Source organism: Methanoculleus sp., assembly GCF_030019085.1.
Classification (GTDB): Archaea; Halobacteriota; Methanomicrobia; order Methanomicrobiales; family Methanoculleaceae; genus Methanoculleus.
Genome location: NZ_JASEFJ010000001.1, coordinates 115,640 through 126,719, shown reverse-complemented (window position 1 = coordinate 126,719; position 11,080 = coordinate 115,640). Strand labels below are relative to the sequence as shown.

The 11,080-nt window shown below is 58.5% G+C and carries 16 protein-coding genes; 2 read left to right on the top strand and 14 right to left on the bottom strand.

Annotated elements, in window-relative coordinates:
- Positions 1 to 4: 4 nt before the first annotated feature.
- Positions 5 to 433 carry a universal stress protein gene (locus QMC91_RS00785; RefSeq protein WP_300233946.1) on the bottom strand — a complete coding sequence of 143 codons (429 nt, stop codon included), beginning with the start codon at positions 431 to 433 and terminating at the stop codon, positions 5 to 7.
- Between the two features lie 36 nt (positions 434 to 469).
- Positions 470 to 1,516, bottom strand: coding sequence for an amidohydrolase family protein (locus QMC91_RS00780; protein ID WP_300233943.1), 1,047 nt, complete (start codon positions 1,514 to 1,516; stop codon positions 470 to 472).
- A gap of 46 nt (positions 1,517 to 1,562) precedes the next feature.
- Here QMC91_RS00780 and QMC91_RS00775 point away from each other — a divergent pair, with 46 nt between their 5' ends.
- Positions 1,563 to 1,721 (top strand): preprotein translocase subunit Sec61beta, encoded by a 159-nt coding sequence (locus QMC91_RS00775; protein ID WP_300233941.1) that lies wholly within the window; start codon positions 1,563 to 1,565, stop codon positions 1,719 to 1,721.
- On the opposite strand, the gene QMC91_RS00770 is transcribed toward QMC91_RS00775, so the two are convergent.
- Positions 1,718 to 2,470, bottom strand: coding sequence for a coenzyme F420-0:L-glutamate ligase (locus QMC91_RS00770; RefSeq protein ID WP_300234126.1), 753 nt, complete (start codon positions 2,468 to 2,470; stop codon positions 1,718 to 1,720). The two genes, QMC91_RS00775 and QMC91_RS00770, sit on opposite strands and share 4 nt — an antisense overlap.
- Before the next feature lie 432 nt (positions 2,471 to 2,902).
- On the opposite strand from QMC91_RS00770, the gene QMC91_RS00765 reads away from it, so the two are divergent.
- The gene (locus QMC91_RS00765; protein ID WP_300233938.1) at positions 2,903 to 3,169 is read left to right on the top strand and encodes a DUF1922 domain-containing protein; all 267 of its coding nucleotides are present in this window, start codon (positions 2,903 to 2,905) and stop codon (positions 3,167 to 3,169) included.
- An 8-nt stretch (positions 3,170 to 3,177) separates the two neighbouring features.
- Here QMC91_RS00765 and QMC91_RS00760 read toward each other — a convergent pair whose 3' ends face one another.
- The 11 genes from QMC91_RS00760 to QMC91_RS00710 are packed head-to-tail and all read right to left on the bottom strand — an operon-like array spanning position 3,178 to position 11,079.
- Positions 3,178 to 3,327, bottom strand: a complete 150-nt coding sequence (locus tag QMC91_RS00760; protein WP_300233935.1) for a DNA helicase PriA — start codon at positions 3,325 to 3,327, stop codon at positions 3,178 to 3,180.
- A complete protein-coding gene (locus QMC91_RS00755; RefSeq protein ID WP_366944343.1) occupies positions 3,327 to 4,097 on the bottom strand; it encodes a formylmethanofuran dehydrogenase subunit C in 771 nt (256 codons plus the stop codon). Before QMC91_RS00755 ends, QMC91_RS00760 begins: the two co-directional genes overlap by 1 nt.
- The gene (locus tag QMC91_RS00750; RefSeq protein ID WP_300233932.1) at positions 4,094 to 5,794 is read right to left on the bottom strand and encodes a formylmethanofuran dehydrogenase subunit A; all 1,701 of its coding nucleotides are present in this window, start codon (positions 5,792 to 5,794) and stop codon (positions 4,094 to 4,096) included. The genes QMC91_RS00755 and QMC91_RS00750 overlap by 4 nt, the downstream gene beginning before the upstream one ends.
- Complete coding sequence (locus tag QMC91_RS00745; RefSeq protein WP_300233929.1) at positions 5,791 to 7,080, bottom strand: formylmethanofuran dehydrogenase subunit B; 1,290 nt, start codon at positions 7,078 to 7,080, stop codon at positions 5,791 to 5,793. Before QMC91_RS00745 ends, QMC91_RS00750 begins: the two co-directional genes overlap by 4 nt.
- Positions 7,070 to 7,459, bottom strand: a complete 390-nt coding sequence (locus QMC91_RS00740) for a molybdopterin dinucleotide binding domain-containing protein (RefSeq protein ID WP_300233926.1) — start codon at positions 7,457 to 7,459, stop codon at positions 7,070 to 7,072. The genes QMC91_RS00745 and QMC91_RS00740 overlap by 11 nt, the downstream gene beginning before the upstream one ends.
- On the bottom strand, positions 7,456 to 8,067 hold the full coding sequence (locus QMC91_RS00735) for a 4Fe-4S dicluster domain-containing protein (protein ID WP_300233923.1): 612 nt from the start codon (positions 8,065 to 8,067) through the stop codon (positions 7,456 to 7,458). The genes QMC91_RS00740 and QMC91_RS00735 overlap by 4 nt, the downstream gene beginning before the upstream one ends.
- 4 nt (positions 8,068 to 8,071) lie before the next feature.
- Positions 8,072 to 9,160 carry a nickel-dependent hydrogenase large subunit gene (locus QMC91_RS00730; RefSeq protein WP_300233920.1) on the bottom strand — a complete coding sequence of 363 codons (1,089 nt, stop codon included), beginning with the start codon at positions 9,158 to 9,160 and terminating at the stop codon, positions 8,072 to 8,074.
- Positions 9,157 to 9,612, bottom strand: a complete 456-nt coding sequence (locus tag QMC91_RS00725) for a hypothetical protein (protein WP_300233917.1) — start codon at positions 9,610 to 9,612, stop codon at positions 9,157 to 9,159. Before QMC91_RS00725 ends, QMC91_RS00730 begins: the two co-directional genes overlap by 4 nt.
- Positions 9,609 to 9,998 (bottom strand): DUF1959 family protein, encoded by a 390-nt coding sequence (locus QMC91_RS00720; protein WP_300233914.1) that lies wholly within the window; start codon positions 9,996 to 9,998, stop codon positions 9,609 to 9,611. The genes QMC91_RS00725 and QMC91_RS00720 overlap by 4 nt, the downstream gene beginning before the upstream one ends.
- The gene (locus QMC91_RS00715; RefSeq protein WP_300233911.1) at positions 9,995 to 10,237 is read right to left on the bottom strand and encodes a hypothetical protein; all 243 of its coding nucleotides are present in this window, start codon (positions 10,235 to 10,237) and stop codon (positions 9,995 to 9,997) included. The genes QMC91_RS00720 and QMC91_RS00715 overlap by 4 nt, the downstream gene beginning before the upstream one ends.
- Positions 10,234 to 11,079: an NADH-quinone oxidoreductase subunit H gene (locus QMC91_RS00710; RefSeq protein ID WP_300233908.1), complete on the bottom strand. Its 846-nt coding sequence runs from the start codon at positions 11,077 to 11,079 to the stop codon at positions 10,234 to 10,236. Before QMC91_RS00710 ends, QMC91_RS00715 begins: the two co-directional genes overlap by 4 nt.
- Position 11,080: the final 1 nt, after the last annotated feature.

Here is an 11,080-nt window from a genome sequence, read left to right as displayed (position 1 = left end):
GAGGTTATGATCTCACCACCATAGTCGTGACGGGACTGTTTCGCACCACGTAGTCGGTTGCGCTTCCGAGCAGGAGACGATCGACGCCGCTCTTCCCGTATGAACCAAGGATGATGAGATCGGCACCAAGTTCCTCTGCCATGGAGACGATCTGTGACCCCACGTGCCCCTGGCGAATATGGGTGGTCAGCGGAATGCCTGCCGCATCTGCTTTCTTTCTGGCCGCTTCGAGGATCTCTTCGCCTTCTTTCTGCAGGACACTGTATATTATCTCAAGTGTGCTGTCCATCGGAAGAGATGAAAAAAGCCCCGATTCAACCACATACACGACATGAGCCTCGGCTTTCCAGACACCAGCCTCAGCGAGAGCAGCCTCGAAAGCCCGGTCCGCTTGTTCTGAGCCATCTATAGCAACAAGTATCTTACGGAACATACACACCACACAGAACAGATACTGCGTATTTGATTTCTATTGCAGGGTTAAAATATTTTGGCCGATCGATGAAGAATCCAGCCGTTTTACAATGGTCGCACGGATGTCCCTGCTGAAGGAGAGGTTGACCCTCGACGGATCTATTACCAGGAAATGTGCACTTTGCCTCTCTTCCAGGTAACCGGAGATTCCGGCAAGCCTCGCGCCTGCGATCGCGGCGCGGAGGATCTCTTCGGGGGTTACACGGTAGACTGTCGAGGTAAACGCCATCTCCTGGAGCAGATCTGGCTGGACAAACATCACGTTGTCAGTCCCCAGGTAAAGCGTGCCGCCGAGTTTGAGGATGCGCGCGATCGGCGGATATGCCGGCGATGCCGTGACACCGAGCACCCAGTTTGACCTGGGGCATACGGCGATAGGTATACCCATATCTACTATGCACCGAAGTTGCCCCTCCGTTGCGTGGGTGCAGTGGACGAGCAGGTCTGGCTCAAAAGTGAGCGCATCGTCAATATCATCCAGGTTCTTCTCCCCGGCATGGAATGCGACCAGTTTTCCCGCGGCACGCGCACCTCTCACGACCTCTTCTGCATTTTTCATGTCATGGACACTGCTGATTCCCGCCCCATCGCTCACCATCTCGCCGCCATCGCGACCCAGAATGACCGGATGGCAGTCAAGCCCCGCTGCCGCCTCACGGAGCGCTGCAACGCCATCAACCCCGCCCTCCCTGAAGTCGGCAAACCCGGCCGTCCCGGTTGCTATCATGGCGTTAATGCTTGCGCGCATCCCCCTGACCAGGTCGGCGCGCGGGGTTTCTGCAAGGATCCGGTGCTTCAAACCGTTGGGGGGTTTGACCAGGTCGGCCAGGCTTCCACGGGCAGGAATGTCCATCGCAACAGTGTCCCCAAGATGTGTATGGGCGTTGAAGAAAGCCGGCACAATCCAGAGTCCAGAGGGCCGTGAGACGGGCTCTATCGAGGTGATGATACCACCTGAGACGGTTATACTGACGTCCTCTTCCTGGAGATCTTCACCGAGAAGCGCCCGGCCGGTGATGACGCGTTCTGAAGACTGTTGCATGGTGTCCAACCTCGATTTTATATATTGCAAATGATAACCATCTGGTATGGCAAAGAAATCTGGCGGGAGACTCGTATCCTCTGCCGGCCTGGTAAATTATTACGACAGCGACGATCACCGGGCCATCCATATCAGCCCGACTGTCGTTCTCGCGATAGCCGTTGCGACCGGTGTGGCAGTTTATATATTAAATCTCCTCTTCTAATCTTTTTTCTTCTCCTTCAGCAGCGCAGCCCTGATTATGTCCTCCTCCGCGGTGAAGTATATGAGATCGTGCCCCTTCCAGGTGCGGCAGTTTTTGAAGACCACTGCAGGTACGCCCTGGTGGCTCTCTCCCATGACAAAGTTCGCGAAGGCGGCGATCTCGTCAACCACCGCTTCTTCTGTGATCTTGAGAACATGGCCAAAGAGATCGGTGTCGCCCCGGTAGTCGTCGATAGCCGTCATCCCCGCCCAACCGATGGCGATACCGGTCTGCCCGCGGCGGAACGCCCGACCACAGGTATCGGTAATTATCACGCGGACATCTTTTCCGCTGATTCGATGGATCTCGTCCCTCATCTCGGCGGCGGCGGCCATCGGATCGGGAGGGAGGAGGATCAGCCGACCATCCTCTATGTTGCTATGATCAACACCCGCCCTCACACCAATGTGGCCGAATGGCAGTTCGGAGAGTATGAACGGCTCTTCCAGCAGTATTGACGCGGAGGAGTCCAGCACCGCCTGCACAAAGCGCGGGTCCTCTCCTGTCTTTCTGGCTATCCGCACGGCATCCGCGCCGGGGACGATGGATTCAAGATCACGTGTGAACCCTTTTGCTTTAGAATAGACTGACGAGGCAACCGTCAGGATGTCACCGTCCTCGAACGCGACACGTTCACAGATCATGCCTGGCAGATCGTCGCCCTGCCGGATCAGGGGAAGACCCCGAACAGCGGATACCTGGATCTCCATCGAATTCACGGATCAGTGATCGTCGCTGCTTCCAGAAAAAGGCTCGGTCTCGTGCGACTGAATGACGTGTTTCCAGGGTTTGTTCCACGCCGGGTTTTGAGGGAGCGGGCACGCCACCTGCAGGGAGAGAACACACTGTCCCTCCCTCAGGTGAGTTTACCCCCGAGCGCTGGGCCATCACGACCGGGGATCTTCATCGAGGGTGCAGCGCATGAGGATTGGCACCACAAAAACGGTGTGAGAAGTCTGTGCGAATAAAATGGCTCTTTCGGGGTTGGTTTCTCCCCGTCTCCCAAATAACAAGTGATCCCATCCCTGGCACCGGACACCGGGGAGGTTCATCAGTACTGGTTTGATAGCATAACCCCTGTCTCACCGGCGAAATCACGATGGATAATTATAAATCCAGCCACCTGCACACACCCATTGATCATGTACCTTGTCATCCGCTGTCCGGGCTGCAAGACCTTCAACTACGTGGACCGCTACCAGCGCTGGAGGCTCTGCCCCATCTGCGGTGAGGTTATCAACGTGGAGCGGGTGCCGATCTATCTGGATGTGGATGACTTTCAGGATGCAGAACAGGTTGTGGATCAGCTTGAGTCTTACCTCCACCGGACGGGGAAGGCGGATCTGAACGATCAGGAGATCTGCAAGTTGAGGGCGGATTACGCCCGATGGGTGAAGAACCGTCTCTGACCGCTGCTTCACCAGAGGCGACCGCAACCAGGACAGATCATGCTCACTCTTCTTCCACAGTGCGGGCAGTATAGCCCAAGGCGCTCGTTACTGACCAGCGGTCTCCCGCAGCGCTTGCAGTGGATCGGAGCATCAAACCCACACTCGTGCCTGACCATCAGTCCAGATATTCGTAGTTCCCGACAAAAAGATTTCCTTTCCCGCGGTTCGCCACATCGCCAGTAAACTGGATTAGCGTCCGCCCTTCGTGCCTGACCGTGCCGAGGTTCCTGAATGTCGGGAGCATCCACCGCGCCGTCCCGTAGACGTAGCAGGCGCCATCCTTCATGTTAGCCGCCGGCCGCGTGCAGTCCCCGTGGATGATGAGCGTCCCGCCACGCATCTCGGCGCCGGGCATATCTCCTGCATCGCCGTGCACAATGACCGTCCCACCAGCAAGGTTCTCTGCCAGGAAATCGCCGACACGACCATAGACCTCCACGCGACCCCCGGTCATGCCCTTCCGGCCGCCGCGGTAGCCCGAAGCGCAGTAATCAGCGGCGTTACCCCGGCAGATGATTGATCCACCCCCCATCTCCCGACCGAGCCAGCCATCGGCGTTACCCTGGATCTCGATCGTCCCGCCGGTCATGAAGTTGCCGCAGTGCATCCCGATATCCCCGAGGACGGTGATCTTCCCTGCGTCCATGTACTCGCCGACCCTCTTCAACCGGGCGGTCTTCCCCGCGAGAACGATCTCCACATCCTCCGCCCGATCAGCACCCCCCACCACCGAGACCGAGAAAGCCTCCTCAAGACCGAGCTCGCGGTTCCCCCGCCAGACCGTGAGATCGGTGCCTGAAAGAAAGTTCGCAGGGATGATCGACTCCGCCTCGATCGGGATTGACCAGCTCCCCATCGGTTTAAGCGTAAGGTTGACTCTCATCATAGTTCTGTTTCCGTCTCGATGCATCGACTCCTGTTCAGATACTGTTCCTGAACCGGATAGTTACTCATCCTGACGGTATAGTACCGATCGAACTTCTCGACAAACTCCGGGTCCTTTCCCATATCATAGTTCTCAGATACCTTCGGCCTGACCCAGAGGGTGGAATTGCTCCCGTGAACCACACACTCGCCCCGGCGGGCGACGACCCTGCCCCGCTTGATCGTGTACTCTGTCCGGGAAAAACCATCGATCACCTTCTGGTAATCGGCCGAGGGGTCGACCTCATCGATCCGGATAGGGTAGATCGCGACGTCCGCATCCGCACCAGGAGCAAGATGGCCTTTCCCGAGATCCTGGATCCCGAGCGCCCGCGCCTGCCCTGCGCGGGTCATCACCGCGATCTCATACCAGTCCATCTCACGATCGATCGCCGGCAGGGGCACCCGCGAACCGGTATCGGGATGAATTGTGGCAAACTCAGCATCACGGTACCTCCTGCTCATCAGGAGACCTATGATCTCGGGGTATCGAACAAACGGCGCACCGTTCGGGTTATCCGTCGTGAGCAGGCACTGCCAGGGACTCTTCGTGAGTAGCGCAAGTTCAAGTCCGATCGCCCACATGACCGAGTTAACCAGGTTCTTACGCCGGTAGATGACCGGGATGATCCCTGAACCAGTCTCTAACTCCACGTCGTGGTTGCTCCACTTCTCGTGATGGAGGCGGTAGAGGTTGAACTCCATTGGGCCATCCGCGGTCATCGTTGTGGTCCGGCCAAAGAGGATCTGGCCCATATCTATGACCACCTGAGGACGCATGTTGACGAGGTTTGCTATAGGCTCACTCTTCGAAGAGAAGTCCTTCCACCCAGACCCACCGTAGGCGTGGAACTGAACGTGGGTGGCGTAAAGTGTCTGGCGTCTCGGGTTCAGGTCCGGGGCAAGGCCAAGCGACCCCAGTGTGCAGGTGTAGTTCCCTGGAGTGCCAAGGTTGTTACAATGGAGGTGAACAGAGTGCGGGAGGTGAAGGAGTTCGTTTGCCTCGATGACCGATCGGATGATCTCTGCCGGTGTCACCCCAAAGTACGGCACCGGGTCGCGGATACAGGATACGTTCTTCCCCCACTGCCAGGCCTCGGTACCGCCGGGGTTTGTGAGCTTTACTCCGAACCCCTTCACCGCCGAGAGCGTCCAGGCGATTATTGCGGCAACCCTCTTCACGTCTCCATCCCGGATCGCCTCCATGATCGACCAGTTCCCGTCAAAGAGGGTGTTTGCCATCGTGTCCTGGAGGGGGGTGTAGGTGAACTCCTCGTGGGTGTGCCGGGCCTCAAGCGGCGCCATCGCCCCCTCAAGCAGGGTGGTGTAGCCCATCACGCTGTAGCGGTAACTGTTACCATAGGTGGTCGGGACGCTGTAGCCTGAGGTGGCGTGCATCGGCCCACGTCGGGGCGTCCTCCCCGCCCGCATATCCTCCGGGCTCATGTAGCGCCCGAAGTTCACCTTCGTCCCGCAGATATGGGTGTGCGAGTCGATCCCACCTGGCATCGTGAGCATTCCGCGGGCATCGATCACCTCCGCCGCAGCGCTCACCTCCTCAACTATCTTTCCGTCGCGGATGGCGATATCCATCGTCTCGCCGTTGATCCCGCTGAGAGGGTCGATCACATGGGCGTTCTTCACCAGGAGTTCGGTCATCGCTTCAGTGCCTCCTGCATCAACGCATACATCCGGGATAGGACCTCCTCATCGGAGAGGTAATCGCTCGATAGAACCTTTCTGGTCCGGATCGGTACGCCGTCCATCCGGTAGGCTGTTCCCTCGGCGTCGACCCCCGTCACCGCCACCGGGATCTGGACTTTGCAGAACGCGGTGGTGGCATTAGGGTAGGGGTCGAGCTGGACGACCGGAATCTCGGCCAGGTGCTCGATACACCTCCGCGGGAAGTGAGCGGCCGGGTCGCTCCCAACGATCAGTGCGGCATCACACTCTTTGCGGGCCAGGACGTCCACTGCCGTTGTCTCCCCCGGGTTGTAGAAGGCGATACCCCGGGAGAAGTCGATCGCGAATGGATAGCCTGTCATCCAGGTGTTGACCTCGTTTGAACCGTAGACATTGTAGTGACCACGCATCGCCGATATGGTAAACTTCGTGTGCCGGTTCAGTTCCGTGACGAGTTCGATGGCGTTACGTATGTTCTTGTACTTCCCCGGGATCATGGTGAGACCGAGACCGAAGTAGACCGCCCCGAACTTCGCGTTCAGACAGAGGTCTGCCACCCGGATCAGCTGATCTCGTGTGACGCCGGCGACCATCCGCGGGATGGTATCGGTCTTACCCCTGACGATCGTCCGTAGCGCCGAGAGGATTGCGTAATCCCCGCCGGGCCTGACCCTGACGAACTCGTCGGCGATGTTTGCGGTCTGGGTCTTCCTGACATCTACAACCACCACCTTCCGGTCGCGGAAGGCGTTTTCAAGGAAGAATCCCTCAGCGTAGCAGGTGTAGCGCGAGAGGTGCCGTGGGTGGGCGTCGATCGGGTTTGACCCCCAGTAGATCAAGAGGTCCGCCCGGTTCTTCACGACCCCGAGCGTGCACCCTGGATGCCCCACCTCCTGGATGGCCAGGACAGATGGACCGTGACAGACCGACGAGGTGTTGTCGATCACACCGCGCACGAGTTCAGCCATATGAACGCCGACGCACTGTGCCTCGCCGTGTGTGCCGCTCCAGCCGTAGAGGAGTGGGCGTTCGGCGTCAAGAAGCATGTCAGCAGCGTAACGGATGGCCTCGTCGTAGGAGATCTCCTTCCAGGCCTTTCCTTCACGCCGGATGGGTGACTTGAGCCTCTCGCCGCCCAGGAACTTCGTCGCCCCAAGTTCACAGGCGTTTGTGACGCCGACCAGCCGGTCACCCTCAATCTCAACCTCGATATCGTCGCAGAGACAGCCACAGAACGGGCAGACCGCGTCTTTAACGTTCATAGGCCAGCCCTCCAAGGTCTTCCATCAGTTCGTAAACCAGTTTCGGCTCTTCGTCGGTAGGCTCGATCTCCACCTCGTGCGACTTGAAGTCCGGCATTCCCGTGGAATGGGTATCTGCAGCCACGATATGGTTCGCGTAAGGCCCGTAGGGGACAAAGACAGTCCCGATCTCAACCTCAACAGACGCCTTCACACGCATCACAACCTCGCCAACCGGGCCACGCACGAGTACTGGATCGCCGTCATCGACCCCGAGCTCGAGCATATCGAACTCGTGCATGAAACAGGTCGAGGCCTCCCTCGCGTACTCGACAGAGCCCTTGTTCTCAACGGTTACGCCCTGGTTGACCGTCCGTCCGGTGTTCATCAGGAACTTCATGACTCCACCCCGTCCAGAAACTGAACCCCTTCCACCATACGGGCGACCCGGATCGCGCCGCTCGGGCACTGAGTCTCGCAGGTCTTACAACCCGTGCACTTCTCCTCGTGGAGGATCCGCACACGCCCGCTGCTGACCCGCATGATAACCTCGTCGCTTGTGGATGTCCCTGTCCCGGCGAGTTGAGGATCGATCTGCCGGTTGATCGGGCAGGAGACGCAGCAGTTCCCGCAGCGCATACAGAGACTCTCGTCGACCTCCAGGTGAAACGAATGCCAGAACGCCGTGGCATCGCGCCTGGCGAGATCCGTGACCCGACCGCTTGCGAGAACACCTTCCGGGCACGCCTCAACACAGAGACCGCATCGAATGCAATGGCCAGGGTAGACCTCTGGCTCCCACTGTTCCTTTCTGCGGAGGACGGCGATCGCGTCGGGTGCCGGACAGATCATCATGCAGGTGAAACACCCCGTACAATCCTTCCCCGTCAGGGTAGGGTAGCCCTTGAAGTACGGTGGGGTCACGAGCGGCGCGGTCTTTACGAAGAAGAACTTTTTGAGCCATTCGGGCCTGAGGAACTCCCGCACGTAGTAGACGATCGATCGCATCACTTCACCTTTCGTTGCAGGCGATACAGGGGTCACTGCTGATAAACGTCGAGGTCACGTCGGCGATGGAGGTGGCGTTCACGACCATGTAGTGGGCGCAGGCCTCGATATTCATGATCGATGGCGTTCGTATCGCGATATCGAGCACCCTGCCGAAATCGTCGGTCTTTATGGTGTAGGTCAGCTCGCCCCGGGGCGCCTCGCCGCTGTAGGAGACCTCTCCTGCCCTGCATAGTCCGCCGCCCCGGATGTGGCCTGCAGGGAGGGTGTCCACGCATTTTCGGATCAGGTCGATGCTCTGGAAGACCTCCTGGAACCGGAGCATTACCCTGGCGAAGTTGTCGCCTTCGGTTCGGGTAACCTGCTCGAACCCCAGCGCCCGGTAGGTCGGGTGACGGAGGCGCAGGTCGCAGTCCTCGACGCCGCTTGCCCGTGCAGTCGGGCCTACTGTGTGAGCACGGATTGCATCCTCGCGGCTCATGTAGCCGATCCCCCGGCTCCGTAGCCCGATCAGGGGGCCGCTCTCAAAGATCTGGACGTAGCGTTTCAACTCCTCCTCGACCTTCGCGAGATCGGCAAGCATCGTCGCAGCGTCCTCCGGCAGGAGGTCGAACCGGACGCCGCCAGGTATCATGTAGGCGGTGTTGATCCGTGACCCTGTGAGCCGTTCCAGGTTGTCAAGCACCCTCTCCCGGGTGTTTAAGAGGTACATAGCAAGCGTCTCGTGCTCGATAGTGTAGCAGTAGGAGAAGTTTGCCAGGATGTGACTTGCAACCCGATCAAGTTCGTTTGCAACCACCCGGAGGTAGGCCGCTCGCGGCGGAACCGCTATATCGCTTATCAGTTCCATCGCCTCGATGAAGACCATGTTGTGAACGACCGAGCAGATCCCGCAGACCCGTTCGGCAAGGAACATAACCTCCTGCCAGGGACGGCCGCGCATGATCCGCTCGATCCCCTTCTTCATGTAGCCGAGCTCGACCTCAGTATGGAGCACCCGCTCGCCTGCCGTCTCACATTTGAGGCGAACGGGTTCTTTCCAGCAGGGGTGCATCGGCCCGAGCGGAATGGAGACGTCGACGGTCTTCTTCATGACTGTTTTTCCTCGTAATCTTTGAATATCAGTGGTGCAACCGAGAGTATGGCGGAGAGTATCTCCGTCGGTCTTGGCGGGCAGCCCGGAACCTCTGCGGCTATGGGTATATAGTTCTTGACTGGAGGGGTTGTCAAAGAACCCTTACGTGCATATACACACCCCGATATCGGGCAGTTCCCGATGGCTATGGCCGCCTTTGGGGCGGGGATCTTCTCCCAGATGTTACGGAGTTTGTCCTCCCACTGCGGGGTGACCGACCCTATCACCAGGAGGACGTCAGCCTCACGGGGGTTGTTGTGAACGTAGATCCCGTACTGCTCGATATCGTAGCGCGGAGCAAGGCAGGCCAGCACCTCGATATCGCAGCCGTTGCACGACCCAACGTCGATGTAACTGACATGGATCGATCTCGACCGAACGGCGTTCTTGATGCTCTGGAGTATGCTCATGAGAGGATCGCCTCTCTGATCAGTGCCTTCCCTCTCACGATTGCCCCTTCAAAAGGTATCTCCTGAGCCAGCGCTCTGGTCTCTTCGTAAATCTCTTTCATTCTCTCCTGATCCAGAAGAGGTATGAACCGGCTGAAGAGTTCACACCCGAGTTCCTTTGCCAGCGGATCGCCATCATCGGCATACCGAAGCCCCATCTCCCACCTGGTCTCGATGTTCTCCAGCAGCGACATATCGAGTCGCTGAATTAGAAGTCTACGCAGTTTTGCGTCGCTCACGCCGAGTCGGTTCGCAATCGCCCTGACGGTCGCATCGTGTTTTGTGCTGGTCAGGATGTTGTACTTCAGCGGCCGGAGGTCTTTCTCGTAGAGGCAGCGCCCGGTCATAGGTATCCCCCAGCCTTTGCAAGGGCGTAACCAACAAAGAGGGCGATCGCCAGCCAGAGTCCGGCCATCTCGATCTTCTTGAGTCGCTCCTCGTCCCGGGCGTAATGGATGAGCGGGAGCACTACCAGGATCCCGGCAACCAGCGCCGCCTCGACCTGAACTGTCTGATTCTGTACCCACTGCACCAGCGCTATAACAATGTAGAACACCCCTCCAAGGAGCACCAGTTCACGAATCATGGGATCACCCACCAGAGATATCCTGTGTAGACCAGCATCAGCCCGGTGATAAGGCCCTGGATGGTGACACTGTCATACGGCGATAGCATCGGGGTTATCGCACAGACAAACGAGAGAGATATGAGCACCACGGTCATGATGACAAGAGCCGCCCAGAACGGAACAGCCCCGATGAAGATCGCCACAAAGGCGTAGAGGAGCACGAACGTCTTGAGCCCCTCGGTCACGGCCAGACCAGCCCGCCAGACCCCAAAGTGCTCCGTCTTGTAGCCACTCACGAGTTCTTTGCTCTCCACGATCGAGAAGGGGCCGTAGGGCATCTTTGAGAGGATCACGAGGAACATAGCAATGGCAAAGGGAGGCGCGATAAAGAGGAGCGGGCCGTGGACTCCCTGGTAGGCGGTGATGTCGCGCAGGATGAGCGATCCCGTGAGGAGGTAGATCGCGGCGATCGTGACGAAGAGCGGGATCTCGGAGGCCGCCGATATGACTGACCGAACACCACCGAACTTTCCGTAGGGCGACCCTGATGAGAGCCCAAACCCATGCTCCACCACCTTGTGGAGCATGTAGATCGCAAAGAGGATCAGGATGCTCTCACCGGCAAAGACGACAAAAAACGCTGCGCTCCAGATCCCAATGCCGATGAGAACTATCCCTACATAGAGTGTAGCGCTTGCAGTTCTCGGCACCCAGGTACTCTTGAACGAGAACTTCAGCGCGTGGAGGATCTCCTGCCAGATGGGGGGTCCCGGCCTTGTCTGTATACGTGCGATGACTTTCCGGTGAAGCCCCAGCAGAAGAAGCCCGAAGACTGCTGCAAATACCAGGTACTCGATCATA

What these genes read in the sequence shown, in the direction of transcription:
- QMC91_RS00785 (WP_300233946.1), bottom strand. Translation starts at nt 433, where the DNA reads ATGTTCCGTAAGATACTTGTTGCTATAGATGGCTCAGAACAAGCGGAC.
- QMC91_RS00780 (WP_300233943.1), bottom strand. Translation starts at nt 1,516, where the DNA reads ATGCAACAGTCTTCAGAACGCGTCATCACCGGCCGGGCGCTTCTCGGT.
- QMC91_RS00775 (WP_300233941.1), top strand. Translation starts at nt 1,563, where the DNA reads ATGGCAAAGAAATCTGGCGGGAGACTCGTATCCTCTGCCGGCCTGGTA.
- QMC91_RS00770 (WP_300234126.1), bottom strand. Translation starts at nt 2,470, where the DNA reads ATGGAGATCCAGGTATCCGCTGTTCGGGGTCTTCCCCTGATCCGGCAG.
- QMC91_RS00765 (WP_300233938.1), top strand. Translation starts at nt 2,903, where the DNA reads ATGTACCTTGTCATCCGCTGTCCGGGCTGCAAGACCTTCAACTACGTG.
- QMC91_RS00760 (WP_300233935.1), bottom strand. Translation starts at nt 3,327, where the DNA reads ATGGTCAGGCACGAGTGTGGGTTTGATGCTCCGATCCACTGCAAGCGC.
- QMC91_RS00755 (WP_366944343.1), bottom strand. Translation starts at nt 4,097, where the DNA reads ATGATGAGAGTCAACCTTACGCTTAAACCGATGGGGAGCTGGTCAATC.
- QMC91_RS00750 (WP_300233932.1), bottom strand. Translation starts at nt 5,794, where the DNA reads ATGACCGAACTCCTGGTGAAGAACGCCCATGTGATCGACCCTCTCAGC.
- QMC91_RS00745 (WP_300233929.1), bottom strand. Translation starts at nt 7,080, where the DNA reads ATGAACGTTAAAGACGCGGTCTGCCCGTTCTGTGGCTGTCTCTGCGAC.
- QMC91_RS00740 (WP_300233926.1), bottom strand. Translation starts at nt 7,459, where the DNA reads ATGAAGTTCCTGATGAACACCGGACGGACGGTCAACCAGGGCGTAACC.
- QMC91_RS00735 (WP_300233923.1), bottom strand. Translation starts at nt 8,067, where the DNA reads ATGCGATCGATCGTCTACTACGTGCGGGAGTTCCTCAGGCCCGAATGG.
- QMC91_RS00730 (WP_300233920.1), bottom strand. Translation starts at nt 9,160, where the DNA reads ATGAAGAAGACCGTCGACGTCTCCATTCCGCTCGGGCCGATGCACCCC.
- QMC91_RS00725 (WP_300233917.1), bottom strand. Translation starts at nt 9,612, where the DNA reads ATGAGCATACTCCAGAGCATCAAGAACGCCGTTCGGTCGAGATCGATC.
- QMC91_RS00720 (WP_300233914.1), bottom strand. Translation starts at nt 9,998, where the DNA reads ATGACCGGGCGCTGCCTCTACGAGAAAGACCTCCGGCCGCTGAAGTAC.
- QMC91_RS00715 (WP_300233911.1), bottom strand. Translation starts at nt 10,237, where the DNA reads ATGATTCGTGAACTGGTGCTCCTTGGAGGGGTGTTCTACATTGTTATA.
- QMC91_RS00710 (WP_300233908.1), bottom strand. Translation starts at nt 11,079, where the DNA reads ATGATCGAGTACCTGGTATTTGCAGCAGTCTTCGGGCTTCTTCTGCTG.